The sequence below is a fragment of the Desulfovibrio sp. 3_1_syn3 genome (genome assembly GCF_000145315.2).
In the GTDB taxonomy this organism is placed as follows: domain Bacteria; phylum Desulfobacterota; class Desulfovibrionia; order Desulfovibrionales; family Desulfovibrionaceae; genus Desulfovibrio; species Desulfovibrio fairfieldensis.
The window spans coordinates 544,254-568,264 of sequence record NZ_ADDR02000001.1 but is presented as its reverse complement, the minus strand read 5'-3'; the positions used below and the strand labels follow the sequence as shown (position 1 = coordinate 568,264).

Here is a 24,011-nt window from a genome sequence, read left to right as displayed (position 1 = left end):
CATGGCCGTCAGTATCATTCCGGTTCGCTCCGAACAGGAGCTGACCACATTTGTGGACCTGCCCTGGACCGTCTACGCGGATCAGCCTCTCTGGGTGCCCCCTATCAAAAGCCAGGACCGCGAGCTGCTCACGCCCGGCGCGCATCCTTTCTGGGAGTCGGCCCGGCGCGAGCTGTTTCTGGCTTTGCGCGACGGGCTGCCCGTGGGGCGCATCGCGGCCATTGTGGACGAGAAGTACAATGCCTATGCCGGAGAGGCCTGCGGGGCCTTCGGCTTTTTCGAATGCCTGGACGATCCGGAGGCCGCCCACGCCCTGCTGGGCGAAGCCCGGAGCTGGCTGGCCGCCCAGGGCATGAGCTTCATGCGCGGGCCGCTGAACCCCTCCGCCAATTACACCTGCGGCCTGCTGGTGGACGGCTTCGACCTGCCTCCGGTGATCATGATGCCCTGGAATCCTCCCTATTATGCGGAACTGCTGGAAGGCTGGCATCTGCGCAAGGAACAGGATCTTTTCGCCTACCTCATTGAGCGCGATCGCCTGTCGCCGCCGGACTGGCTGCGGGAGGAAGTGGGCCGGCTCAAGGCCGAGGCCCGTTTTACCTGCCGCACGTCCAGCAAGGCCACACTGGCCGCTGACATCCGGACCATGCTGGATATCTACCGCGAATCCTGGGCCAAAAACTGGGGCTTTTCGCCGCTTTCCGACGGAGAGGCCGAGCACCATGTCAAAGAGCTCAAAGGCATCCTGGATCCGGAATTTTTCGTGCTCTTCTTCCACAACGACGAACCCGCCGCGGGCATGGTGGCCCTGCCGGACATGAACCCCCTGCTCAAGCGCCTCAACGGCAAACTGGGGCTGTCCGCGCTCTGGCACTGGTGGCAGGCGCGGGAGGAAATCCGGGGCGGCTACCGCATCATGCTGTTCGGCATCAAGGAGGAGTTCCGCCTGCTGGGCCTGCCCCTGCTGCTGCTGGACTATATGCTGGAAAAAGCCCGCAACAAGCCGGATTTCCAGTGGGTGGAAGGCTCCTGGGTGCTGGAGGACAATGTGGCCGTGGACGACCTTATTGAGGATTTTTCGGGCCGGATCACCAAGCGCTACCGCATATACCGCCGGGAGATCAGCGTATGATCCGGCCCTCGGACGAACGCTTTTCCCATCTGAGCGGCAAAAAGGTGCTGGTCACCGGCGGCACGGGCTTTGTGGGCCGTCATCTGCTGCCGCGCCTGCTGGCAGCGGGCGCGCACGTCACCTGCCTGACCCGCGCGGCCTCGCGCACCGGGCATCTGCCCGCGGATGTGGCCGTGGCGCGCGCTGATCTGCACACGGGGGAGGGGCTGGCCGAAGCCCTGGCCGGGCAGGATGTGGTCATCCACATGGCGGCCCTGCTGTTCGGCCTGGGCTGGCAGGACTATCTGCGGGCCAACGCGCTGGCCGCGCGCTCTCTGGCCGTGGCGCTGGCCGGCGTGGAGGCCGCGGCTCAAGGCTCCGGCAAGGGCTTGCCCGCGCGTTTCGTGCTGGTTTCCAGTCTGGCGGCCACCGGCCCTTCCGACTGCCCGCCCGGCGTGGCGGACAATGCCGTGCCCGCGCCGGTTTCCGCCTACGGCTGGTCCAAGCTGCTGGTGGAGCAGATTCTGGGCCGGGCCCTGGGGGACAGGCTGGTGACCCTGCGTCCGCCCATTATTTACGGCTCCGGCGACAAGGGCCTGCTGCCCGTTTTCAAGGGCGCGGCCAGGGGCTTTGCCGTGAGCCCCGGAGCGTTCCGCGATTTTCCCGTGTCCGCCGTGCACGCGCGGGACATGGCCCAGGCCGTGCTGCTCTGCTGCAAGGATACGGCGCGGGGCGTATACCATATCAACGACGGCGGCCTGTACAGCATGGCCCATTTCTGCCGCGTCATGGGCGCGGCCCTGGGCCGTCCCCGGCTGCGCGTGATTCACCTGCCTCTGCCCCTGATGGCCGTGACGGCGGGACTGGCCTCCAGCGGGGGACTATTGTGGGCGCGGCTGTCGCGCTGCCTGCCGAGCCGGGCCCCGCAACGCGCGCCCAACTGGAACCTGGACAAATACCGCGAGGCCCGGCAGGCGGGCTGGCTCTGCGACGCCGCCCGCATCCGGCGGGAGCTGGGCTACGAGCCCCGGGTCAGTCTGGCCGAGGGCATGGCCGAGGCCGTGGAAGGCTACCGGCGCGAGGGGTGGCTGTGAAGATAACCATTCAGGAACTTTCCAAATCATTCGGCGGCCGGGACATCTTCAGCAATTTTTCGCTGGAGGTGGATTCCGGCGTGCGGCTCTGCGTCTGCGGCCCCAACGGCACGGGCAAATCCACCCTGCTGCGCCTGTTGGCCGGGGTGGAGTCCGCCGACGGGGGCCGGGTGCTTTTGCCCAAGGGCTGCCGCCTGGGTTTTGTGGAGCAGGAGCTGTCCGAGGAAGCCCTGGACACGCCCCTGCTGACCTACGTGCTGGACGTGCTCCACGACTGGAACGACTTCTGGGCCGAGTGGGAGCAGGCGGCCGAATCCGGCGACGAAAGCCGCCTGACCGCGCTCATGCACCGCCAGAGCGAACTGGAAGCCACGTACGGCTATAATCCCGAGCACCGGGCCAAGGCCGTTCTGTCCGGGCTGGGCTTTTCCGAGACCAAGTGGGGGCGCACCCTGCGGGAGCTGTCCGGCGGCTGGCGCGAACGGGCCAAGCTGGCCCGCGTACTCACGGCCGGGGCCGACGTGCTGCTGCTGGACGAGCCCACCAACCACCTGGACATGGAAGCCGTGGAGTGGCTCGAGTCTTTTCTGCTGGACTTTAAGGGCGCGCTGGTCTTTGTGGCCCACGACCGCATGTTCATGGACAATGTGGGCACCCATGTGCTCTATCTGGGCTTGTCCCGTCCGGTATTCCGCAAGGCCACCTACACCCAGTTTCTGGCGTTGCAGGAGGAATACAACGCCCAGCGCGAGCGCGAGGCCCGCGCCCTCCAGGACGAGATCAACCGTAAAATGGCTTTTGTGGAACGCTTCCGGGCCAAGGCCACCAAGGCCCGCCAAGCCGGTTCGCGCCAGAAGATGGCCAAGAAGCTGGAAAAGGAGCTGGAGGATTACCGGCCCGAGCCGAAGCGCAAGGAGCTCAATTTCAGCTGGCCCGAGGCCCCGCACTCGGAAAAGATAGTGCTGGCCGCCGCTGATCTGGCCTTTCATTTTCCGGACGGCAAGAGCATGTGGCCCCCCCTGACCTTCACGCTGTACCGGGGCGGGCGCATCGCCCTGGTGGGGCATAACGGCTGCGGCAAATCCACGCTGCTCCGGATTCTGGCCGGGCAGCTGGAACGCTGCGGCGGCAATCTGGTCACGGCCTCCCAGATGCGCCTGGGCTACTATACCCAGCACCAGATGGACACCCTGCGCCCGGACACCACGGTGCTGGGCGAAATCCGCCGCCTTTCGGACCCGCACACCACGGAAGAGGAACTCATGAGCGTGCTGGGCCTCTTTCTGCTGGGGCAGGAATATTTCGACCGCCAGGTCAGCGCCCTGTCCGGCGGCGAGAAAAGCCGCCTGGTCCTGGCCAGCCTGTTTCTGAAACGCTGCAATTTTCTGTTGCTGGACGAGCCCACCAACCATCTGGATCTGGAAAGCCGCGAAGCCCTGGTCCTGGCTTTGCAAAAATTCACCGGTACCCTGCTGATGGTGGCCCATGACCGCTGGCTTTTGTCGCAGGTGGGGGTCGAAGCCTGGGAACTGAATGAAAACGGCATTACGATCCATGCCGGATTCGCGGCCTATGACGCCGACCGCCGGGCGCGCCTGGCCGGGGCCGGAACGGACAGCCGGGGCGGCGCGGCCCTGAGCGCGGCGGGCCTGCCGAAAATGAGCTCCGAAGCGGCGCGGGAGGTCGCGCCCGGTTTCTCACGTGAGGAGCAGAAGCGCCTCAAGCGCGAGCAGGCCGAGAAACGCAACGCCCTGCACAAGGAACTCAAACCCCTGCAAAGCAAGTATACGGCTCTGGAAGAGGAACTGGCCCGCGTGCTGGACGAACAGAGCGCGGTGGAAGGCCGGTTGGCTGATCCCGAGGTCTATGCGGACCACAGCCGCTCCGGCGAACTGCTCAAGCGCTTTGAGGAATGCAAGCGGCGCGGCGAGGACCTGCTGGAAGAAATGGCGGGGCTGGAAGAAAAAATAACGGCTATCAAAGTCGGGGCTGAGTGAGGATGTGATGCCTGCCGACGAAAAAGATGCTGCGCAGGACAGGGAAAGTGCGCCTGCCGAGCAACCTTCGTGGTTATGGCAACTGGTGATCATGGCCGTTATAGCCTATCCGCTTGCTTTTGTGGGGACACTGGAGAGCCTTCGCTGTGTGACGCCCTATGTGACGCCTCTGGCTTGGTTTATGGGGGGCATTCTTCTTGCCTGGCGAACTAGGTACATGACTCTTGCCTGTATGTTGATCGCCGAGGGCTTGCTTGGTCTGATTGCCCTTTGGTTTTTGATGGGGTTTGCCAAAGGTTTTGCGCATTAAGCGGCTGCAAAAAATCTGTCTCAGACAAGGGCGTATTATGACGGAAAAGAGCGACGGCCCGCGGCTCATTGAAGTGGCTGCGGGCATCATCTGGCGCGGCGGGCGCTTTCTGGCCGCGCAGCGGCCCACGGACAAGCCTTTGGAAGGCTATTGGGAATTTCCCGGCGGCAAGCTGGAGGCGGGGGAGAGCCCGGCCGAGGCCCTTGCCCGCGAGCTGGCCGAGGAGCTGGGCATCGGCGTGCGCGAGTGCCGCTTCTGGCAGAGCCTGGAACACAGTTACGCGGAGCGCGGCTTTCGTGTGCGTCTGCACTTTTTCCACGTCACGGCCTTCAGCGGCGAGCCCTGCCCGGCGGAAGGCCAGAATCTGCGCTGGGTGACTCCGGCCGAGGCCCCGGAGCTGGGCTTTCTGCCCGCTGATGCGGGCGTGCTGGAACAGTTGCGGGCAGAGGGGCCGCCAATGGCCTGAATGCGGGCGTGCTGAATTTTTTGCAAACGGTTCAACGCCAGAGCAGATTCGCTTTGAAATTGTGCCAATTCCAAAGTTGAAATGCCCTAATCCGTCCTCCGAAGGGGAACCCGCATGGGGCGTCTGCGTTTTGCCCATATCCGGCGTTTGCGCGGCCTTGTTCCGGCCCTGCTGGTTCCGCTGATGCTGGCGGCCCTGCTCGCACCGGCTGTGCTGCCGCTCTGTGCGGCCAATGCGGCCTTCAAGCCGCCGCAGTGCCGGGGGGCGGGCATGCCCGCCGATGCCCCTCTCTTTTATTTGGAGCTGATGCCCTATGACGACGCCCAAAAAGCGCGGGAGCTGGAGAGCCTGAAGTACGACGAGGAGCGAAAAGAGCGGGAGTCCGGCCGTAAGGCAAAGAAGGACGCATCCGGGCAGTCCGCTGAAGCGGCCCGGCTTGCGGCGAGCATCCGGCGGGTGGGAACGCCCGAGGCCCGCATCGGGGTGGAAGAAGCCAAGGAACGCTGGAGAGAACTGGAAATCATGACTGTTCTGCCTCTTGACCCGAAGCGGCTCACGGCGGCGCATGAAAAAAGGGAAGACTGGCCCCGGCAGCAGCAGCTGGAATCCGCGTATCATGGCGAAACCCGTAATATCGTCCCCACGGATCTCAACCATGACGGCATCATGGATTTCATGTTCAACGAAGACCCGCTCTTGAATCTATGGGCCAGTCAGCTTTTTCTGGGTTGCGGGGATAATTTCTACACCCCGCTCGGTTTTTTCAACGCGGGCTACAGCTCTGCAGGCCCGGCGGTGACGGTCAAACAACGCCGTATCGACGGTCGCTCCTGGGACGCTTTCCACGTCGTCGCCCCGGATTTGCCCATAGGCTTGGAAGGTTCCTGCGAGTCTGACGAGCCGTTGCGCCATTGGGCGGAACGCGTCATTGCCTTTGACCCGGCCAGGGGCGTCTACCGCGAAATTTCCGTCAAGCCTTTGCCCTGACCGCAGCACACCTCTATGCTTCCTCCCCCAAAATAAATTCCAGCACGGCGTCGGCCAGCAGGGCCGCGGCTTGGGTGACACGCGGGGCCAGGGGCGGGGCCGCGAGCACGTCGGTGGTAAAGTCCCCGACCAGGGTCAGGCGGCCCAGGCGGCGTTTCTGCATGGGGGGGCCGCCGTAGCCTCCCATGCCCGAGGCGCTGGCCACCATGCGCCCGTCCAGCAGGGCACGCTCCACCAGCATGGTTTTGGCTTCCGGATCGTCCAGGGCTTCCACCCAGATCGGGCAGGAGGGCAGGATTTCCGGCAGATCGGCGGGGCCCAGGCGCAGCCGCCGCGTCTCCACCCGGATGTCCGGATTGAGCTCGCGCAGTAACTCAGCCAGGGCTTCCACCTTGGGGCTTCCCAGATGGCGCGGCCAGAACTGCTGGCGGTTGAGATTGGACGGCTCCACCATGTCGTCATCAACCAGCAGCAGATCCTCCACCCCGCAACGTGCCAGCATGAGCGCCGTATTGGAGCCCAGGCCGCCGGCCCCGGCCAGGCCCACGCGCGCGGCGCGCAGCCTGGCCAGTTGTTCCGGAGTGAAATAGCGGGTCAGACCCTGGCGCAGGCTGTTGATCATGGGTGTTTCCTTATTGCGTTGTGCGGAGAGGCTTCGTGAGGTTCAGCCCCACAGGAATTCCCTGGCTTCCGGATGGCTGGAAAAACCGTGCGGACTCAGCGCGGCGGCATACGCGCCCGCGTTTTCAAAAATCAGCATATTGCCCACAACGGCGTTTTCCAGAACGACGTCTCTGGCCACAGTATCCATGCCGGTGCACAGATTGCCGCAGATGGTGACTATTTCAGCGGGCGCGGGCAGGCCGAGGGCTTTGGGAACATATGTACCGCGCCCGCTCCACAAGGGTTCGCAAGGTCCGGCGTATGTCGGTTCAAGCGGCAGGGCCTCAAACAGGCCCGCAATGGCCGGACGCAGAAAATGATTGAGCAGGCCCGCCGCGATGACGAAAGTTTTGCCTCGCGAGCGCTTGATGTCAACAATACGGGTGACGAAGACGCCCGCATCGCCCACCAGAAAACGTCCGCTTTCCACATAGCGGCGCGCCGGAACCGGACCGTCTTGCGGAATAAGCCGCAGCAGGCCCGCCAGATGTCCGCGAAGCCGTTCCATGTTCAGGGATCGCATTTCCCCGGCGTAGGGAATGCCGAGGCCGCCGCCGAAGTCGATAAACTCAAGGGGCATGCCGAGGCCGTGATTCCAGACGCGGGCCAGACGCGCCACATGCTCGAAGCAACGGCCCAGGGCATCGGCGCTGAGCACCTGGCTGCGCGCATGGACATGGATGCCCGTCGGGCGCGCATGCTCCAGGCGGTGCAAAAAATCCCGGTGCGCGGGCAAGCCTTCCTCGTCTTCGCCGAATTTGTCGGGCAGGCCGGGCCGCATGGCCGGGCAGGGTCCCGACCCATAGGAAAAATCCGGATTGACGCGCAGGCCCACCGCGCACGTTATGTTCCGGCTTGCGCAGATGGCGTCGATCCTTTGCAGCTCGGTATAGGAATCAGCTATAATCAGGCAGTTATCCAACGTTTCCCGCAGATCGTCATCGCTTTTTCCGGGGGCTGAAAACAGGATTTTTTCCCTGGGAACGCCCAGAGCATGCGCCGTGAGCACCTCATTTTTCGAGGCCGCGTCAATGCCCGCACCGCAATCCGCCATATGCCGGCAGATTTCGCGGTTGCTGTTGCACTTCATGGAATACAGGATGTCGAAGCCGTTGAAGATGTCCCGCAGCCGGGCGATCCGCCCGGATATCGCTTTTCTGTCATAGACATACAGCGGGAAGCCATGCTGCTTCAGAAGAATTTCCAGATCCGGCGTCCGCATAGGTGCAATCCTGGTCTATGGTCTGTTAACACTATTTCAGAGCTATAACAATTAACGCAAAGACGACAAAGGCCAGGAACATGACATCGAGCTTGTCGAACCGAGTAAAAACACGGCGGAAGCCTTTGAGCCTCCTGAAAAGCCGTTCTACCTCATTACGTCTTTTGTATAGCTCTTTGTCATACTCCCACGGTTTCAGTCGGTTGGGATTGGGCGGCACCACCGGAGTGAAGCCCAACTCACGTCCCAAGCGAGTCGTTTCATTACCCTCATATGCGCCATCCATAAGCAAGCTGTACGGCGCTGGCATCGGCCCCAACTGGACAAGCAGCCTGCGCCCCTCGGGAGCATCGCCGGCGTTGCCGGGAGTGAGGCTGAAATTCAACGCGCATTCAGCATTCGCGGCAACCATATGAAGCTTGGTCGTCCAGCCGCCTCTGGACTTTCCGATGGACTGCGGACCTGTTTTTTTAAGGCCCCTGTTCCATCGGGATGAACCTTAACAATAGTACTGTCGAGAGAAACTGCTTCTATTTTAAGGCGGAGTATCTGCTCTTGTTGAAGGCGTTCAAATATACGGTCAAGAACTCCGTTCTTGCTCCAGCGGTTCATGCGCGTGTAGATGCTGTGCCAACAGCCAAAATTTTTCGGCAGTCCACGCCATTTACACCCATGCTCCGCAACGTACAGAATCGCATTCAACACCTGGAGATTGTCAAAATGGACATTACCTCTTTGGCGCGGGAAGCAGTCAGCGATTCTCTCATATTGTTCGCGAGTAATTTGCATAAGACATTCTTACGGAATACTCGCTCTTTGTCAAATAGTGTTAACAGGCCCTAGAGCGGATTACCTTTGAAACGCTTTGCGTTTCAAAGGGGGCATTCCGGAAAAAGCGCGGTTATCGCTGCTGTCGATCCCCGTATGGCTCCGTTGTCGCCAACGGGGACAGCCCTTCGGGCTGCCTTCGGTCGCTTTGCCGGAATCCACGCCGCGTTGCTCTCGATGCCTGTACGCCCTTTGGGCTACAGGCACGGCCTTACGGGCCGCCCGTCGGGTCGGTCTTCGCGGCGCGCCTCACCGTGTTCGGGGTTAGAGCATTTCAAAGTTGAAATGCTCTAAAAACGGCGTGTGCACGGAAAGAGTCCACGAACACGCCGTTTGCTGAACGATTATGCCGCCGGGTCTTCCCAATCCTTGATCACCGCCTGATAACCAATGCCCGCCAGAGCGGAACTCATCTGTTCCAGGCTGCGGTGGTCGGTGATCTCGAACTGGCCGGGGTTGTGCATGTCCTCCGTGGCCCGGCCGCCCACGGCCGTGGACACCCCGGCGGACACGCGGGTGACGCCCAGGGGCACCAGATGGTCGCGCATGAAGGCGCTTTCGCGGCTGGAGCAGGTGATGCCCGCGCGCGGCAAAAAGCAACGCGTCGCGGTGACGTACTGCACCAGATGGCGGTCGTCCACCGCATGTTGCACGTCGAAATCGCCTTCGTGCGGGCAGATGCGCGGGATGGACACGCTCACGTCCACGCCGGGGAAATTGCGTTGCAGCCACCAGGCATGCAGGCCCGTGCCGAAGGCGTCCTGTTCGAAAGATTCCAGGCCCAGCAACGCGCCCACGCCCAGAGAGCGCATGCCCGCGCGCGCGGCGCGTTCCGGCGCGTTGAGGCGGAAGCCGTAGTTGTGCTTGGGGCCCACGGGATGCAGCCATGCGTAGAGTTCGGGATTGTAGGTCTCCTGGAACATGGTCATGGAGTCCACGCCCGCTTCCACCAGCAGGGAGTATTCCTCCACGGTGAGGGAATAGACCTCAACGCCCACGGAGGCGAACAGCGGCTTGATCCGCCGCGCCACCGAGGCGATGTATTCCGGCGAGGAGAGCTTGGGCGCGTCGCCCGTGAGCAGCAGGATATGCTGAAAGCCCATCTCCGCGATGGACTTGGCCTCGGCATAGGCTTCTTCCACGCTGAGATGGCGGCGCGGCTGCTTGTTTTTGGCGTTGAAGCCGCAATAGCGGCACTGATTGGTGCACACGTCGGAAATGTACAACGGCGTGAAAATGTTCACGGCCCTGCCAAAATAGCGCAGGGTCAGGTCATGGGCCTTGCGGGCCAGGGCTTCGAGGCATTCCCCGGCGGCGGGCGAGAGCAGGGTCAGAAAGTCGGCGGGCTGCAGCACGTCCTTGTCCAGTACGGCCAGCACCTTGGCCGGGGTGACGTCGGCCACGCCCCCGGCCCGTCGCTCGGCGGGCCAGGCCCGCAAAAATTCCTGAAAATTTTCCATCTGGCATATCCCCTATCGCAGAAATCCCGTCAACGGCGACGATGCCTCAGCTCCCTCGCCCCGCGCCATAACCGCGCCGGCTCCGGCCAGCCAGGCGTTGCGTCCGGCTTCCACGGCGGCCCTGAAGGCACCGGCCATGCGTACGGGATCGTCGGAAGAGGCAATGGCCGTGTTCACCAGGCAGGCCGCCGCGCCCATCTCCATGGCCTCGCAGGCCTGGGAGGGACGTCCGATGCCCGCATCCACCACCACGGGCAGATCCAGCTCCTCAATGAGGATGGCGATCATTTCCCTGGTGCGCAGGCCCCGGTTGGTGCCGATGGGCGCGCCCAGCGGCATGACCGCCGAGGCACCGGCCTCCGCGCAGGCGCGGGCCACGTAAAGATCCGGATTGATATAGGGCAGCACGGTGAAGCCTTCCTTGACCAGAATTTCCGTGGCCTTGGCGGTTTCATAGCCGTCGGGCAGCAGATGGCGGGTGTCGGAAATGACCTCGATCTTGACCCAGTCGCCGCAGCCCGCGGCGCGGGCCAGACGGGCCAGGCGCACGGCCTCATCGGCGGTGCGCGCCCCCGAAGTGTTGGGCAGCAGGCGCATGGTCTTGGGAATATGGCCCATGATGCCCTGCTGACCTTTTTCCACCCGCCGCATGGCCACGGTGATGACTTCCGCGCCGCTGGCCTCGGCCACCGCCGGAATCAGACTGTCGGCGCTGTATTTGCCCGTGCCGATGAACAGACGGCTTTTAAGGGTCACGCCGCCGACCACAAAGGGATCATTCATATCTTTCTCCGTCAGGATGTTCTGATGTCGGAAAAGGGAAAAACGGCTTCAACCTCTCCCATCGGACCGTGCCGCCCGCGGGAAAAGAGAAAGCCGTTCTAGCCGCCGCCCACAAACTGCACAATTTCGAGCACGTCGCCGCCGTGCAGTTGCGTGGCCGCGAAAGCGTCGGCGGGGACAATGTTCCCGTTGTGCTCCACGACCACGGTCTTGGGGTCATGACCGCGCGTTTGCAGCAGATCCGCCACGCTGGCGGCCTCCGTGCAGGTTTCGGTTTCGCCGTTGACGATCACATCCATGTCGAACCTCCCGAAAACAAAAAAAAGCCCGCGGACCGGAATGTCTGCGGGCGAGCGCGAACCTGCGGCGGCAGGTCGGCCAGCTTCCCTTCGTCAGCACTATCTGCGTCAGGTGCAGAGCCGCGCGTTTGCGCGGTTCTAGGGGTCAGGGCGCTAACACCCTTTCTCAGCCGTAAAGGCTCCCCCAGCCGGTAGGAAAAACGATAGTCTCTGCGCCGCAAGAATGCAAGGGATGTTTACGCACTTCAGGCAGCGCACGAAAGGCTGGTTTTTCTGGATCATCACGGCATGTAGCGATGGCAGGAACATAGCATTATAGATGTCTGCCCTGCGCACCCCGGCGGGATTTTTTCAGGCGGATGAACAGCTCGCGCAATTCCCGGCGGGAAAGGCCCAGCACCTGGGGCACGGCCAGGCAGAGGCCCAGGCAGAGCAGGCTGTAAAGCACGCCGGAAATGAAGAAGCGGCGGAAGGAGTCCAGATCGCCGAAGCCCAGATCGATGGTCAGCTCGCGGCAGGCAAAGGCCAGCAGCAGCAGGGCGGCAAGGCTCCAGATCTGATGGGCGAAGTTGCGCCAGAAGTTCAGGGGAATGAAGCGCGAGGCCAGCCAGAGATACAAATTCACGGTCAGGCATTGCACGCACACGGTTTTCAGGGCCAGGCCCACGGCCCCGAGGTTGAGGCCCAACAGGTCCGGCGGGGCCAGCAGAAACCAGGCCGTGGCAAAGCCGTACACGCACTCCAGGGCCGCGATATTGCGCAGCACGCGGGTGCGCCCCGTGGCGTGAAAGACCGAGCCGGCCAGCTGGCCGTAAGCTTGGTGCAGGGGATAGAGGGCCATGATCTGCACGGGCAGGATGGCCGCCGTGAATTCCGCGCCGCCGAAGATGTTCACCAGGGCCGGGCCCTCGGCCAGGGTAAAGCAGGAAAAATAGGCCGCCACCACGTAAAGCAGGGGGGCGAAACGGGTCAGCAGCCGGGCCATGGCCACGCGGTCCTTCTGGCCCCAGGCGATGGAAAGCTCGCGCATGATCAGGGGGGTCATGGCGGAGACAAAAAGAAAACAGGCCATGCTGACTTTCTGGGACAGGGCGAAGAAGCCCTGTTCCGCGCTGCCGTCAAACCATTGCAGCAGCCAGCGCTCGGCGGTGAGCAGCAGAAAGGAAAGCAGGGCCTGGACGAAAAGCGGGTGGCTGTAGTCGAAAAATTCGCGGCAATAGGCCCGGTTCTGCGCCTTGCTCAGATGGAAGCGCAGGCTTTCCTCGCGCTCGCGCCAGTGGCGGCGCGTGACCAGCCAGTAGCCCAGGGCCGTGGCCCCGAGCATGAGATATTGCTGGGCGAAGAGGCTGTGGATGTTCAGCCAGTCGCCCCAGAACAGCACGCCCAGCAGAGCCACGGCCAGCAGGGAGATCACGGTGCGCACCATTTCCGAGGAGACTGTGGCCCCCACGGCGTCGTTCATGGAGCGCAGCACCCGGCCCCACCAGGTCAGAAAAGCCCAGAGCGCGGCCAGGGGCGCGAGCCAGAGCGGCACGTCGGGCATGAGCAGCCCCCCCACCGGCGGAATCAGCATGCAGAGGGCGGCCAACAGGCTGATCAGGGCCACCAGCAGGCTGATGCGGAAGTAAAAGCCGATAAGGCCGGTTTCGTTCTGGCGGCGGGACAGGGCGTTGTAAAAGCAGGTGGAGGTGCCCATGTCCAGAAAGCCGGAAAGCTGCTGAAAGAGATTGGTGGCAAAGCTGTAGTTGCCGTACATGCGCGGGCCGAGAGCGCGCGGCAGAATGGCCTCCATGGCCAGGTACACCGGCACGGAAGCCACGTTGGCCAGCAGCTTGAAGGCATAGCGGCGGGCCAGGGTGGGCGTGGAGCTTTGCATGCGGGCAATCTACACATTTTCTCAAAAAGCCTAAAGGGCTTTTTGCGCAAAGCGCCGTCGCCCGACCGCGCCCGTAGCGGCGGGAACCGGGCCGGGAAGCGGCGGATTTTTTGCGGTGGGAGGAAAATCTTGACATTGGTTCGCGGGCGAACTAATTTGGCTGCACGGGTTAGTTCGCCCACGAATAAACTGGAGTGGCAAGACTATGGAACAGAGTACGGATGCCGTCATCGCCCTGGCCGCCGCCGTGCGTGAGCAGGCCAATGCCTTTTTGCTCAGGGCTTTGGCCGAACGCGGCGTCACGGATCTGTTGCCCGCCCACGGCGCGGTGCTGCACGCGCTGTTCCGCCAGGGCCCCCTGAGCATGAGCGCCCTGGCGGAGGCCATCGACAGGCGGAAAAACACCGTCACCGGCCTGATCAAAACCCTGGAAGAGCGGGGCTATTGCCGCCGGGAGCCCGATCCTGCGGACGCGCGGGTGCAGCGCATCGTGCTGACCGCCAGGGGCGAGGGCCTGCGCGGCATGCAGGAGGAAATCTCCGCTGCCATGTTGCGTACAGCCTGGCGCGGCATGGACCGGGAAGAGCGGGAGGCCTGCGTCAGGGGCCTTTGCGCTGTACTGGAAAATCTGAAACGGGACGCAATGCTCCCGCCGCAAGGAGAATGTCATGAGTAAGGAATTGCAGGAAATTTCGCGGATTCTGTCGGAAGCGCCCATGTGCTTCATCGCCACCATGGACGGCACGCAGCCCAGAGTGCGGGCTTTTCAGTTCCAGTTTGAGCAGGACGGAAAGCTCTGGTTCTGCACGGCCAGAAACAAGGATGTGTTCAAGCAGTTGCAGGCCAATCCGGCGGTGGAAATCTGCGCCGTGAAGCAGGACATGACCTGGCTGCGCCTGACGGGCAAGATGGCGCTGGCGGACGACATGGCCGTGAAGGAGCGCGTCCTGGCTGCCCAGCCGCTGATCAAGGGCATCTACGGCAGCGCGGACAACCCGGTGTTCGCCTCGCTTTGCCTTGAACACGGCGAATACGTCATTGCCGATTTTTCCGGCAACCCGCCTCGCAAGGGCATGTTTTAACCGCAACAAAGGCGCGGCTTCCGCTTTGACGCCGGAACCGCGCGCGTATCCGAAGGAACAGCCATGATAGATCAGGACAATGCCGGAAAAGAACTGCGCGACAAAATCGAGATGTACCGCGAATCCATCATCCACGCGGACAAGCCGGAACTGGCGGAACAGGTCTGGGACACTGCGCCGGAAACTTCCTTTATCCATCCGCGCGGGCATGAGCGCGGCTGGGAAGCCATTCGGGACAACTTCTATACCAAAACCATGGCGAATACCTTTTCCAGGCGTGAACTCAGGCTCACGGGCGAGCCGGTCATCCATCTTTACGGCGACGCGGCCGTGGCGGAATTCGACTGGGAGTTCACGGCCACCAGACGCGCCGACAACGGCGAGCGGCACACCAGCGGCCGGGAAAGCCAGATTTATGTCCGGCGGCCCGGCCGGGGATGGCGGCTCGTGCATGTGCACTATTCCGGCCCGGCGGCCACGGCCTGAGTTTGTTTCCGTCCGCCGGCCGCGCATGGGTTTCGTCCGGTGGGCGCGGCGGCAGTCCGGCCCGTGCGCCGGGCGTGTTTACGGGCGCGGACTTTTGCCGTATGACAAATCCGTTGCCCGGCATGCCGAGATCGCGCCGGGTCGTGTTGTTTTTTACCTCAAAGGATTGCCGCCATGGATGATGCTCGCAGCAAAAAGATGAAGAGCGGGCTGGAAAAAGCCCCGCACCGTTCCCTGCTCTACGCCCTGGGCCTGACCAGGGAGGAAATGGAACGCCCCCTGGTGGGCGTGGTCAACGCCGCCAGCGAGGTGGTGCCCGGCCACATGCATTTGGATGCCCTGGCCTCGGCCGTCAAGGCCGGTGTGCGCATGGCCGGCGGCACGCCCCTGGAGTTTCCGGCCATTGCCGTGTGCGACGGCATCGCCATGAACCACGAGGGCATGCGCTTTTCTCTGCCGTCGCGCGAATTCATCGCGGATTCCATTGAAATCATGGCCCGTGGCCACGCCTTTGATGCCCTGGTCTTCATCCCCAACTGCGACAAATGCGTGCCCGGCATGCTCATGGCCATGATGCGCCTGAACCTGCCCTCGGTGCTGGTTTCCGGCGGCCCCATGCTGCCCGGCAATCTCGGGCCGCACACGCGCGGCGACCTGATCACGGTTTTCGAGGCTGTGGGCCGGGTGCGCAGCGGCACTTTGAGCGAAGACGAGCTGGAGCGCATGGCCGAGCGGGCCTGTCCCGGCTGCGGGGCCTGCGCGGGTATGTTCACGGCCAACTCCATGAACTGCCTGGCCGAAACCATCGGCGTGGCCCTGCCCGGCAACGGCACCATCCCGGCGGTGAGCGCGGCGCGCGTGCGCCTGGCCAAGACCGCGGGCATGCGGGTCATGGACCTGCTCAAGAACAATATCCGCCCGCTGGACATCGTCACCCCCGAATCCGTGGCCAATGCCGTGGCCGTGGACATGGCCCTGGGCTGCTCCACCAATACGGTGCTGCACCTGCCCGCCGTGTTTGGCGAGGCGGGCCTGGACATGGGCCTGGAAGTTTTTGACGAGGTCAGCCGCAAGAGCCCCAATCTCTGCAAACTTTCCCCGGCGGGCAAGCATTTCATGGTCGACCTGGACAATGCCGGGGGCATCCCGGCGGTCATGAGCGAACTGGATAAGCTGGGGCTGATCCATAAGGACTGTCTGACCGTCACCGGCAAAACCGTGGGCGAGAACCTCAAGGCGCTCAACGCCCGCATTGAGGACCCGGACGTGATCCATCCCATCGGCCAGGCCTATTCCAAGCAGGGCGGCATCGCCATTCTGCGCGGCAGCCTCGCGCCCGGCGGCGCGGTGGTCAAGCAGTCGGCCGTGGCTCCGGAAATGATGCGCCGCGACGTGCGCGCCCGGGTGTTCGAATCCGAAGAGGATGCCATGCAGGCCATTCTGGACGGCAAGATCCAGCCCGGCGACGGCGTGGTGATCCGCTATGAAGGCCCGCGCGGCGGGCCGGGCATGCGCGAAATGCTTTCGCCCACCGCGGCCATCACCGGCATGGGCCTGGGCAAGGACGTGGCCCTGCTCACGGACGGCCGTTTCTCCGGCGGCACCAACGGCGCGGCCATCGGCCACATCTCGCCGGAAGCCGCCGACGGCGGGATCATTGCCCTGGTGCGCGAGGGCGACACTATCCACATCGACATTCCGGGCCGTAAGCTGGACCTGCTGGTGGACGAGACCGAACTGGAAAAACGCCGCGCCGAACTGGTCAGGCCCCAAAAGGACTGCCCCTATCCGGTGTTGCGGCGCTATGCCCATCTGGTCAGCTCGGCGGCCAACGGCGCGCGGTACAAGAATATTTAAGGAAACGCTGATTGCCGGTCTTTTTGCCCTCCGCCCGCCTCATGGTCGTTCATGAGGCGGGCGGACTGCGCGTACGGCATATTGGCTGACGCTAAAATTCCAGATTGCCCGGCGTGCGCGGGAAGGGTATCACGTCGCGGATATTGGTGATGCCCGTGAGCAGCATCAGCAGGCGCTCGAAGCCCAGGCCGAAGCCCGCGTGCGGCACGCTGCCGAAGCGCCGCAGGTCCAGATACCACCAGTAATCCTCGGGATTCTGGCCCAGCTCGCGGATGCGGGCTTCCAGCCGGTCCAGGCGCTCCTCGCGTTGCGAGCCGCCGATAAGTTCGCCGATGCGCGGCACCAGCATGTCCATGGCCGCCACGGTCTCATTGTCGTCGTTGGCCCGCATGTAGAAGGCTTTGATTTCCTTGGGATAATCGTAAACAATGACCGGCCGCTGGAAATGCTCCTCGGCCAGGTAACGCTCGTGCTCGGTTTGCAGGTCCACGCCGAAGGTCACGGGAAAGGCGAATTCCTTGCCGCTGTCCTCCAGAATCCGGATGGCCTCGGCATAGGGCACACGGGCGAAGGGCTGGCGCAGCATGCCTTGCAGGCGTTCCAGCAGGCCCTTGTCCACGAAATTGTCGAAGAGCTTCACGTCCGCCTCGCAGTGCGCCAGCACATGCTCAATGACGTGGCGAGTGAGGCTTTCGCCCAGCTCCATGAGATCAGAAAGATCCGCGAAGGCCATTTCCGGCTCGATCATCCAGAATTCGGCGGCATGGCGCGGGGTATTGGAGTTCTCGGCCCGGAACGTGGGCCCGAAGGTGTAGACCCGTCCCAGGCCCAGGGCCAGGGCCTCGGCCTCCAACTGGCCGGACACGGTGAGGTTGCACGGGCGGTTGAAGAAGTCGCCGTCCGTGTTCTTCTCGCCCGGCGCAAGGGTGGTCACGCGGAACATCTCGCCCGCGCCCTCGCAGTCCGAGCCGGTGAGCACCGGGGTGTGCACCCAGGCGAAGCGCCGCCCGTGGAAAAAATCGTGCACGGCGCGTCCGGCTTCGGAGCGGATGCGGAAGGCGGCGCCGTATTTGTTGGTGCGCGCGCGCAAGTGCGCGATGCCGCGCAGAAATTCGTCGGAATGGCGCTTTTTCTGAAGCGGGAAGGTTTCCGTGTCGGCCAGGCCGAAGACAGTCACGCTTTTGGCCCGCACTTCCCATGTCTGGCCCTTGCCCGGCGAGGGCACCAGCTCGCCGACCACGGCCAGGGCCGCGCCGGTATTGGCTTCGCCCAGAGCCGCGTGGGCCTCGGTGCCTTCGTCCACAATGCACTGCATGTTGGCGAGGCAGGAGCCGTCGTTGATCTCCACAAAGGAAAAGCCCTTGGCGTCGCGGCGGGTGCGCACCCAGCCGCAGATGGTAATGGCGTTTTGCGCCTTTTCGGCGTTGAGGGCGTCGATGATCAGGGTTCGCTGCATGGGATGGCTCCTTGCGGATGGATTTCGCTCAGGAAGAACCTTGGCAGTGTAGCCTTTCCGCGCGCGCGGCTCAAGGGCGGGACGCGGCAAACCTCCGTCGCGGGCCACACAAAACGTCGTCTTTGCGACAGGCCCAAGGGATCCTTGACTACCGCCCAAAAATGTGTTGCCCTGCCTTTCACAGGTGCTTCAAAACACCTTTATTCCTTGGCGGCCCGCCGTCCCGAAAGCATGGCTTTTTTTGCGCCTTTCTTCTGGCGCATTCTCTGTCATCTCTTCCGGGTGTGGGCTAATACAATACCGGCTTGCCGGAAATATGCCCGCCGTTCCAAGGACGGTTTTGAGCACCCGGAGCTTTTCATATTGAAGGCCCCATCAAAAAAATCCTTGGAGGCATCGTATGCCCAGTTCTTCCCCGAGCCATCAGCGTTCACAGGTCCAGCCCGCCCCACCTGACCCCATCGCTCTGGCGGCTATGCTCCAGAATGCGGCCCAGGCCCTGCTCAGCTCCCCCGCCCCACGGGAATCTCCTTCCCCCGACGATGAAGGCGACGACCGGCCCCGAGAGGAAATCCGCTCTTATCGCTTTTCCCCCTTGGCGTTGCGTGGCGAAAAAGAGCTGTTGGAGGAACAGAACGCGGAAGGGCTGCGGGAACTGGTTTCCATGGCCTCTTCCTCGGTCATGGCCTTTGCCTCCCTCTTGGAATTGATGGATGAGGCCGCCAAAGTGGACGGCTTCGTGATTCATATTCTGGCGCGCGAATTACAGCGCATCGAGGATCTGCTTTTCAAGATCCAGGATGTGTACAGCACTGTTGAGCTCGTGGAAACTTAAGCTGAAAACCTCAGGCCCTTCAGCGTGACCGCAAAGCCCGTTTCGCGGGCCTTGCGCAGCGTCAATCTGCTTTCCGCTCGTTGGCAGAGTGACTTTGCTCAACGCTGGCGTGGAGCGGCCTTACAAGTAGTTGTGCATGTAACTATTTTAAATAATATATAAATTATGATGTCTTGGTCACCTCTGTCCGGAGCGTCCATCCCTCTTGGCCTTTTTCTAAAGATTGTATAGAATTGGTTCACATGAGCATATGCCGCCCATCTCTGCCTGGGGCATGGTCAACGGCGGCTGGTCATAATTTCTGTTGTACTGAGGAAAAACCATATGAAAAAATTGTTCGGTGCCTTGGCCTTCATCTGCGTTCTGGCTCTTGCGGGCACGGCCTTGGCGGCCACGCCCGCCGCGCCTCAGGCGGGCAAACCCGTCCAGGACAAGCCGGAAAAAGGCGTGGACCGCGTCACCTTGATCAGCGTGCAGATCGAGGGCGACGACAGCATCGGCGCGCGCCTGAGCACCAAGCTCAAGGAGCGTTTCAACCAGAGCAATCTGTTCACGCTCAATGCCGATGAAGAAAAGGACGCGCCAGAGTTGCGCCTTTTGCTGAGTACGGCCCCGGAATTCAAGGACCGCCCCAATGTGGGATCGGTCTACAGCGTGTGCTGGGTCTTCAGCCAGGGCAAGGGCTATCTCGGCTATTTGCTCGCGCGGGAAGTGGGCACGATCAATTACGACGACCTTGACGCCAAAGTGGACAAGCTGGTGGAGCGCACCGACGCTATTGCGGCCAAGTACGGCAATTTGTGGAAATAAGCCGCGCGGTTTTTTACCGCCGGTTTTCCTGAAACCTGCATCGCAAAAAAGCTCCCTTCGTGGCGGGGAGCTTTTTTGTCTGCTTTGTCCGGCGCCGGGCCGTCGCGGCCCGGAAAATAACAGTGCTGTAAGGAAGACTATGCCCAGGAGCGTTTTCGCATGGGGCAACCGCCGGCTGATCGCCTATCTGGCGTTTCTGAGCGCCTTTGCCCCGCTTTCCACGGATATGTATCTGCCCGCCCTGCCGCACATGGCCGAGGCCCTGAACACCACCTACAGCCTGACCAGCCTCACGGTGAGCGGTTTTCTGCTGCTCTTTGCCCTGTCCATGCTGATCTGGGGCCCGCTCAGCGACAAATACGGCCGCAGGCCGGTGCTGCTCACCGGCGGTGCGTTCTACGTCCTGTCCAGCGTGGGTATCGCCCTGGCCGGTTCCATCGGCCCGCTGCTGTTCTGGCGCGGCCTCCAGGCCGTGAGCAGCGGCGCCATCAGTTCCATGTCCCTGGCCGTGGTCAAGGACATTCTGCGGGGTTCGGCCATGGAAAAGGTGGTCACCTGGATTCAGACCGTGACCATCCTGGCCCCCATGCTGGCCCCAGTGGCGGGCGGCAGCCTGCTGTTGCTCACCGACTGGCGCGGCATTTTCTGGTGTCTGGCCTGCTGCGGGCTTCTGGCCCTGGCCGGTGGCCTGGCCCTGCGGGAAACCAGGGCCAGGGCCACGCAAGGCTCCGTCTTCAATGCCCTGGGGCGGATTTTCGTGGTTCTGCGCACGCCGGGCTTCGGTGCGCCCCTGCTGCTATTCTCGGCCATGAGCATGCCCTTCATGGCCTATCTGGCGGTCTCGTCCTATGTCTTCCAGACCCGGTTCGGCCTGTCCGCCCAGGAATACAGCTGGTTTTTCGCCTTCAACGCGGGCATGAGCCTGCTGGGGCCGCTGCTGCACATGCGTTTTTTCCGGCATTGGCGGCGCGGCCTTGTTATTGCCGTCCATCTGCTGCTGGTCTGCGTGGCCGGGGGCCTGCTGTTGCTCTTCGGCAACGCGGGGCCGTGGCATTTCGCGCTGCTCTATGTGCCGGTGAGTTTTTGCGGCAGCGCCATCCGGCCGCCGTCCACAGTGCTGCTGATGCAATGCGTGCGGGGAGACAACGGCGCGGTGACCTCGCTCATCAACAGCGGAGCCCTGCTCTGCGGCAGCCTGTCCATGCTGCTCTGTTCCCTGCCGTTCTGGAGCGGGCCGGTGACCGCCGCGGGCAGCATCTCCTGCCTGGTGGCAGGGGCGGCCTTTCTGGGCTGGCTCAAGCTGCGGGGAGGGTAAGCGGGGGAATAGTGCTTATCTCGTTTCAGGCGCTTCCAGATTCGTCCGTTTCGCCATGAAAGGTGAAGCGGTCCTTGCCGGACTGCTTGGCCCGGTATAGCGCCTGATCGGCCCGCTGCAGAGCTTCTTCGTAGGAGGATTCGTTGCCGTCAAAAAGGTAGACGCCGATGCTGCTGCTCAGATCTACATGTTGCCCGTTTTCCTCGAAATGTAGCCGCAATGCCGTGCGCAGGCTTTCCACCCGTTTCCGCAGAACATTGCGAGGAATGCCCCGGACAAAGACGCAGAATTCGTCTCCGCCGAAGCGGCCCACAGCGTCCGCGTTGTGGAACACGCTGCTGAGGATTTTGCCCACAGCCGCGAGCGCCTTGTCACCCACCATATGCCCCAGTGTGTCGTTCAGGGTCTTGAAGTTGTCCAGGTCCACGAAAAGCAGGGCGCTTTCCTTGCCGGACTCCTTTGACACGGGCAGACAACGCCGCACCTTTTCCTGGAAGGCCTGCTTGTTGTAAAGATCCGTAAGGCTGTCCCGCTGGGAGCGGCGTTCCAGTTCCGTATTTTTGCGGACTTCGTCGTCGATGTCCACTATTTTGCCTACCATCCTCAGCGGCGCGCCGTCCTTGCTGATGCGGGTGGTCTGTACCCGGCACCAGATAAAGCGGCCGTCGGCCGCCGGAATGCGCAGCACGGCGAAGACCGTGCGCTCCCCGTTGCGGATGCGCTGCCGCAGCTCTTCCAGGATATCCACATCATCGGGATGCACGGCCTGATTGTTGCATACCTTGCCGTCCGCCCCATAGAACGGCACGCATTCCCGTCCGAACTTGGTGTGGAAGTTGGGCGAGGTCAGAAACTGCCTCTTCCGCATATCCACATCAAAGACCACTTCTCCGGATTGCTCCAGAACGGTGCGGTAGAGCTCCTCTTCCTGCGCGAGCCGTTCCCGGATGTCGGTCAGGGTGGTGATGTCCATCACGAGGCAGTGCATGGGCGTGTCCATGTCGCCCTCCTTGATGGCGCTGCCGCGCAGCAGAACCGGCAGCCAGCCGCCGTCCCGGCGGCGCAGGCGCAATTCCAGGCCCGAGGCTGATTCGCCGCACTGTTTGGCGCGAATACGTTTTCTTGCCCGGGGCAGATCCTCGGGATGAATGTATGCCGCCAGACCGGGATGTCCGGGCGGGACTTCGGCATAGCCGAGCATCTGCCAGAAGCCGTGGTTGGCGTCCAGAATGTTCAGTGCTTCGTTTATGCGCAGGCTGATGACGCCGCCGTCGATATTGTCCGTGATGTAGGCCAGGCGGCGTTCATTTTCCAGGGCGGCTTTTTCGTTCCGGCGGCGCAGGCGCAGGGCGTAGATCGTAACAGTGCCCACGGCCAGCAGCAGCGCGGCAATAATGAAGAGCGCTCCCTGATACTGATGGAAAAAGTCGGTCAGGTCCAGCGGGGCCGTCACGATGGAAATGTTGTCCGAGATGATCTGGTCTTTCTGTTTTTCATCCAGGCCAATCAGGCTTTTGTTGAGAATGGAGAGCAGCTCCGTGGGGGCTGCGGCGCTCACGGCCAGACGGGCGTCTTCAAAGGCCTGGCTTTGGGGCAGCGAAATGATGTTCGCGTGGCGCGGCCTGGCCAGCAGGTAATTGACCGCAAAGGCGTTTTGGAACAGGACGTCGGCCTCGTTCTGCTCCACGGCTTTCAGGCAGGCCTCCGTATCGGCGTATAGCTGAACGTGGAAGGCCGGATAGACAGCGGCCACGTATTGCCTGCCGTCGTGCCAGTCCTCGGGCAAGGCGACGCGAAGGTGTCGCCCGGAAGAGAAGGAGAGTCCCTTTTTTCCGAAGAAAAACATGCTGCTGCGCAGGGCCGGAACCGAAAGGATGAAGGCCGGATCCATTTGGTCGACCGTGTTGACCATGACCCCCGCCGCCAGGTCGATGTCGCCGCGCGCCAGATGGTCCGCTGGCGTGGCGTTTTTGTCGGACATGGGCACAAAGGTGAACCGAAGCCCGCTGTTTTGGGCCAGCAGGCGCAACAGGTCCGGTAGAATGCCCATGGCCTGTCCCGTGCCTTCGTCCATCCAGGAAATGGGCCTGCGCGCCGGAGCATAGCCCACGCGCAAGGAGGGGCTGTGCGCGATGAAGTCCAGTTCCGTTTTGTTCAGCGGGGTCCGGGCGATTTGAGGAAAATAGGTCTGAAGCAGCTGGATCTCAAAACCCGGCTGATTCAGCTTCAACTGACCGATGGCTTCTTCCAGCGCGGTCATGAGAGCAAAGTGCTCTTTGCCGGTGATATAGAAAAAGGACGTGGGATTATAGCGGGCCAGCACCTTTTCATCGTCGTTCAGATGGGTGATGCTGTATAGGAAGGCGTCCAGTTTTCCGGCGTGCATAGCTTGCCGCACCTCGGCAATATCGTCGTATTCCGTCAGCCGGGGCGGGACGCAGCCCTGCATCCGCATATAGTCCGCAAAGCCTTTCGCGCGCTCGTACCCTCTGACGCTGCCGATGCGCAGCCCGGCAAGGCGCTGGAAGTCCTCAAAGATGAGCTCCCGGTTTTTTTTCAGAGTGATCAGGGCCACGGAGGTGGTGCCACTGGCGTAGGGGCAGTAACGATAGCGGGCGGCGCGCTCTGAAGTCCACTGGACGCCGCCGAGCAGGTCGATTTCGCCCATGTCGAGCATTTCCAGGGCGGCCTTGAAGGTGGGAGCGGGCACGAATTGAAAGGACCAGCCGGTGCGTCTGCGGATTTTCTCCAGATATTCCACGTCATAGCCCGCAGGCCGACCATGATCGTACTCGTGAAAGCCGGCTTGGGGGTAAAAGCCCACCCGTATTGTGGTCGCTTGGGCCGGGAGGCACTGAAGGCATAGGACGACAGCCAGAGCCGGGATGAGCAGAGCGGCGGGCCGGCCGCAACTTTTCGCGGATGCGGCCAAACGTATTTTTTCTGTTATCTTCATGCAGATTTTCGGCATCCTGAATAATGGCTGCGGATGCTCTCTCTCTCTCTCTCTCTCTCTCTCTCTCTCTCTCTCTCTCTCTCTGGACATCGGCTCCTCCGGTTCTTGAAGCGCCTGG

At 62.6% G+C, this 24,011-nt stretch carries 21 protein-coding genes and 1 pseudogene; 13 read left to right on the top strand and 9 right to left on the bottom strand.

Going from position 1 to position 24,011, the window contains the following annotated elements:
- Nucleotide 1: 1 nt before the first annotated feature.
- The 6 genes from HMPREF0326_RS02415 (at nucleotide 2) to HMPREF0326_RS02390 (ending at nucleotide 5,965) form a co-directional block, all read left to right on the top strand.
- Complete coding sequence (locus HMPREF0326_RS02415; protein WP_008682573.1) at nucleotides 2-1,132, top strand: hypothetical protein; 1,131 nt, start codon at nucleotides 2-4, stop codon at nucleotides 1,130-1,132.
- The gene (locus tag HMPREF0326_RS02410; RefSeq protein WP_020990165.1) at nucleotides 1,129-2,205 is read left to right on the top strand and encodes an NAD-dependent epimerase/dehydratase family protein; all 1,077 of its coding nucleotides are present in this window, start codon (nucleotides 1,129-1,131) and stop codon (nucleotides 2,203-2,205) included. The genes HMPREF0326_RS02415 and HMPREF0326_RS02410 overlap by 4 nt, the downstream gene beginning before the upstream one ends.
- Entirely contained in the window at nucleotides 2,202-4,202 is a 2,001-nt protein-coding gene (locus HMPREF0326_RS02405; protein ID WP_020990164.1) for an ABC-F family ATP-binding cassette domain-containing protein, read from the top strand. Before HMPREF0326_RS02410 ends, HMPREF0326_RS02405 begins: the two co-directional genes overlap by 4 nt.
- A 7-nt stretch (nucleotides 4,203-4,209) precedes the next feature.
- Nucleotides 4,210-4,512 (top strand): hypothetical protein, encoded by a 303-nt coding sequence (locus HMPREF0326_RS02400; protein ID WP_008682568.1) that lies wholly within the window; start codon nucleotides 4,210-4,212, stop codon nucleotides 4,510-4,512.
- A 37-nt stretch (nucleotides 4,513-4,549) separates the two neighbouring features.
- On the top strand, nucleotides 4,550-4,978 hold the full coding sequence (locus HMPREF0326_RS02395; protein ID WP_008682566.1) for a (deoxy)nucleoside triphosphate pyrophosphohydrolase: 429 nt from the start codon (nucleotides 4,550-4,552) through the stop codon (nucleotides 4,976-4,978).
- Between the two features lie 114 nt (nucleotides 4,979-5,092).
- The gene (locus tag HMPREF0326_RS02390; RefSeq protein WP_008682563.1) at nucleotides 5,093-5,965 is read left to right on the top strand and encodes a hypothetical protein; all 873 of its coding nucleotides are present in this window, start codon (nucleotides 5,093-5,095) and stop codon (nucleotides 5,963-5,965) included.
- A 13-nt stretch (nucleotides 5,966-5,978) separates the two neighbouring features.
- Here the strand turns inward: HMPREF0326_RS02390 and thiF are convergent.
- The 7 genes and pseudogenes from thiF to HMPREF0326_RS02355 form a co-directional block, all read right to left on the bottom strand.
- Nucleotides 5,979-6,590: pseudogene (gene thiF / locus HMPREF0326_RS02385) on the bottom strand (sulfur carrier protein ThiS adenylyltransferase ThiF); the annotation flags it as partial.
- 39 nt (nucleotides 6,591-6,629) lie between these two features.
- Nucleotides 6,630-7,850 (bottom strand): diaminopimelate decarboxylase, encoded by a 1,221-nt coding sequence (locus tag HMPREF0326_RS02380; protein ID WP_008682558.1) that lies wholly within the window; start codon nucleotides 7,848-7,850, stop codon nucleotides 6,630-6,632.
- 31 nt (nucleotides 7,851-7,881) lie between these two features.
- Nucleotides 7,882-8,639 (bottom strand): IS5 family transposase gene (locus HMPREF0326_RS16575; protein ID WP_147568363.1). Its coding sequence is split into 2 segments (ribosomal slippage): nucleotides 7,882-8,315 and nucleotides 8,315-8,639, totalling 759 coding nucleotides; the frame shifts between segments, so codons are not numbered across the junction.
- A 383-nt stretch (nucleotides 8,640-9,022) separates the two neighbouring features.
- Nucleotides 9,023-10,138 carry a 2-iminoacetate synthase ThiH gene (thiH, locus tag HMPREF0326_RS02370; protein ID WP_008682553.1) on the bottom strand — a complete coding sequence of 372 codons (1,116 nt, stop codon included), beginning with the start codon at nucleotides 10,136-10,138 and terminating at the stop codon, nucleotides 9,023-9,025.
- Between the two features lie 12 nt (nucleotides 10,139-10,150).
- Entirely contained in the window at nucleotides 10,151-10,921 is a 771-nt protein-coding gene (locus HMPREF0326_RS02365) for a thiazole synthase (protein WP_009303135.1), read from the bottom strand.
- A 98-nt stretch (nucleotides 10,922-11,019) separates the two neighbouring features.
- Complete coding sequence (gene thiS, locus HMPREF0326_RS02360) at nucleotides 11,020-11,220, bottom strand: sulfur carrier protein ThiS (protein WP_008682551.1); 201 nt, start codon at nucleotides 11,218-11,220, stop codon at nucleotides 11,020-11,022.
- A 313-nt stretch (nucleotides 11,221-11,533) separates the two neighbouring features.
- Nucleotides 11,534-13,096 (bottom strand): lipopolysaccharide biosynthesis protein, encoded by a 1,563-nt coding sequence (locus tag HMPREF0326_RS02355; RefSeq protein ID WP_008682550.1) that lies wholly within the window; start codon nucleotides 13,094-13,096, stop codon nucleotides 11,534-11,536.
- A 205-nt stretch (nucleotides 13,097-13,301) separates the two neighbouring features.
- Here HMPREF0326_RS02355 and HMPREF0326_RS02350 point away from each other — a divergent pair, with 205 nt between their 5' ends.
- The 4 genes from HMPREF0326_RS02350 to ilvD all read left to right on the top strand — a co-directional run bounded on the left by HMPREF0326_RS02350 (nucleotide 13,302) and on the right by ilvD (nucleotide 16,521).
- The gene (locus HMPREF0326_RS02350; protein WP_008682549.1) at nucleotides 13,302-13,772 is read left to right on the top strand and encodes a MarR family winged helix-turn-helix transcriptional regulator; all 471 of its coding nucleotides are present in this window, start codon (nucleotides 13,302-13,304) and stop codon (nucleotides 13,770-13,772) included.
- The gene (locus tag HMPREF0326_RS02345) at nucleotides 13,765-14,178 is read left to right on the top strand and encodes a pyridoxamine 5'-phosphate oxidase family protein (RefSeq protein ID WP_020990162.1); all 414 of its coding nucleotides are present in this window, start codon (nucleotides 13,765-13,767) and stop codon (nucleotides 14,176-14,178) included. The genes HMPREF0326_RS02350 and HMPREF0326_RS02345 overlap by 8 nt, the downstream gene beginning before the upstream one ends.
- 63 nt (nucleotides 14,179-14,241) lie before the next feature.
- On the top strand, nucleotides 14,242-14,664 hold the full coding sequence (locus HMPREF0326_RS02340) for a YybH family protein (RefSeq protein WP_008682547.1): 423 nt from the start codon (nucleotides 14,242-14,244) through the stop codon (nucleotides 14,662-14,664).
- Nucleotides 14,665-14,838: 174 nt separating this feature from the next.
- On the top strand, nucleotides 14,839-16,521 hold the full coding sequence (ilvD, locus tag HMPREF0326_RS02335) for a dihydroxy-acid dehydratase (protein ID WP_008682546.1): 1,683 nt from the start codon (nucleotides 14,839-14,841) through the stop codon (nucleotides 16,519-16,521).
- Nucleotides 16,522-16,612: 91 nt separating this feature from the next.
- On the opposite strand, the gene asnS is transcribed toward ilvD, so the two are convergent.
- Nucleotides 16,613-17,977 carry an asparagine--tRNA ligase gene (asnS, locus tag HMPREF0326_RS02330; protein WP_008682545.1) on the bottom strand — a complete coding sequence of 455 codons (1,365 nt, stop codon included), beginning with the start codon at nucleotides 17,975-17,977 and terminating at the stop codon, nucleotides 16,613-16,615.
- A 400-nt stretch (nucleotides 17,978-18,377) separates the two neighbouring features.
- Between asnS and HMPREF0326_RS02325 the strand changes: the two genes are divergently transcribed.
- The 3 genes from HMPREF0326_RS02325 to HMPREF0326_RS02315 all read left to right on the top strand — a co-directional run bounded on the left by HMPREF0326_RS02325 (nucleotide 18,378) and on the right by HMPREF0326_RS02315 (nucleotide 20,937).
- Nucleotides 18,378-18,812 (top strand): hypothetical protein, encoded by a 435-nt coding sequence (locus HMPREF0326_RS02325; protein WP_008682542.1) that lies wholly within the window; start codon nucleotides 18,378-18,380, stop codon nucleotides 18,810-18,812.
- Between the two features lie 324 nt (nucleotides 18,813-19,136).
- Nucleotides 19,137-19,622, top strand: a complete 486-nt coding sequence (locus tag HMPREF0326_RS02320) for a hypothetical protein (RefSeq protein ID WP_009303129.1) — start codon at nucleotides 19,137-19,139, stop codon at nucleotides 19,620-19,622.
- Between the two features lie 139 nt (nucleotides 19,623-19,761).
- Nucleotides 19,762-20,937, top strand: coding sequence for an MFS transporter (locus HMPREF0326_RS02315; RefSeq protein ID WP_008682540.1), 1,176 nt, complete (start codon nucleotides 19,762-19,764; stop codon nucleotides 20,935-20,937).
- Nucleotides 20,938-20,962: 25 nt separating this feature from the next.
- Here HMPREF0326_RS02315 and HMPREF0326_RS02310 read toward each other — a convergent pair whose 3' ends face one another.
- Nucleotides 20,963-23,893, bottom strand: coding sequence for a transporter substrate-binding domain-containing diguanylate cyclase (locus HMPREF0326_RS02310; protein ID WP_008682539.1), 2,931 nt, complete (start codon nucleotides 23,891-23,893; stop codon nucleotides 20,963-20,965).
- Nucleotides 23,894-24,011 lie beyond the last annotated feature (118 nt).

Bases quoted from the DNA above. Each gene is read 5' to 3' on its own strand.
- HMPREF0326_RS02415 (WP_008682573.1), top strand. From the start codon at position 2: ATGGCCGTCAGTATCATTCCGGTTCGCTCCGAACAGGAGCTGACCACA.
- HMPREF0326_RS02410 (WP_020990165.1), top strand. From the start codon at position 1,129: ATGATCCGGCCCTCGGACGAACGCTTTTCCCATCTGAGCGGCAAAAAG.
- HMPREF0326_RS02400 (WP_008682568.1), top strand. From the start codon at position 4,210: ATGCCTGCCGACGAAAAAGATGCTGCGCAGGACAGGGAAAGTGCGCCT.
- HMPREF0326_RS02395 (WP_008682566.1), top strand. From the start codon at position 4,550: ATGACGGAAAAGAGCGACGGCCCGCGGCTCATTGAAGTGGCTGCGGGC.
- HMPREF0326_RS02390 (WP_008682563.1), top strand. From the start codon at position 5,093: ATGGGGCGTCTGCGTTTTGCCCATATCCGGCGTTTGCGCGGCCTTGTT.
- HMPREF0326_RS02380 (WP_008682558.1), bottom strand. From the start codon at position 7,850: ATGCGGACGCCGGATCTGGAAATTCTTCTGAAGCAGCATGGCTTCCCG.
- thiH (WP_008682553.1), bottom strand. From the start codon at position 10,138: ATGGAAAATTTTCAGGAATTTTTGCGGGCCTGGCCCGCCGAGCGACGG.
- HMPREF0326_RS02365 (WP_009303135.1), bottom strand. From the start codon at position 10,921: ATGAATGATCCCTTTGTGGTCGGCGGCGTGACCCTTAAAAGCCGTCTG.
- thiS (WP_008682551.1), bottom strand. From the start codon at position 11,220: ATGGATGTGATCGTCAACGGCGAAACCGAAACCTGCACGGAGGCCGCC.
- HMPREF0326_RS02355 (WP_008682550.1), bottom strand. From the start codon at position 13,096: ATGCAAAGCTCCACGCCCACCCTGGCCCGCCGCTATGCCTTCAAGCTG.
- HMPREF0326_RS02350 (WP_008682549.1), top strand. From the start codon at position 13,302: ATGGAACAGAGTACGGATGCCGTCATCGCCCTGGCCGCCGCCGTGCGT.
- HMPREF0326_RS02345 (WP_020990162.1), top strand. From the start codon at position 13,765: ATGAGTAAGGAATTGCAGGAAATTTCGCGGATTCTGTCGGAAGCGCCC.
- HMPREF0326_RS02340 (WP_008682547.1), top strand. From the start codon at position 14,242: ATGATAGATCAGGACAATGCCGGAAAAGAACTGCGCGACAAAATCGAG.
- ilvD (WP_008682546.1), top strand. From the start codon at position 14,839: ATGGATGATGCTCGCAGCAAAAAGATGAAGAGCGGGCTGGAAAAAGCC.
- asnS (WP_008682545.1), bottom strand. From the start codon at position 17,977: ATGCAGCGAACCCTGATCATCGACGCCCTCAACGCCGAAAAGGCGCAA.
- HMPREF0326_RS02325 (WP_008682542.1), top strand. From the start codon at position 18,378: ATGCCCAGTTCTTCCCCGAGCCATCAGCGTTCACAGGTCCAGCCCGCC.
- HMPREF0326_RS02320 (WP_009303129.1), top strand. From the start codon at position 19,137: ATGAAAAAATTGTTCGGTGCCTTGGCCTTCATCTGCGTTCTGGCTCTT.
- HMPREF0326_RS02315 (WP_008682540.1), top strand. From the start codon at position 19,762: ATGCCCAGGAGCGTTTTCGCATGGGGCAACCGCCGGCTGATCGCCTAT.
- HMPREF0326_RS02310 (WP_008682539.1), bottom strand. From the start codon at position 23,893: ATGAAGATAACAGAAAAAATACGTTTGGCCGCATCCGCGAAAAGTTGC.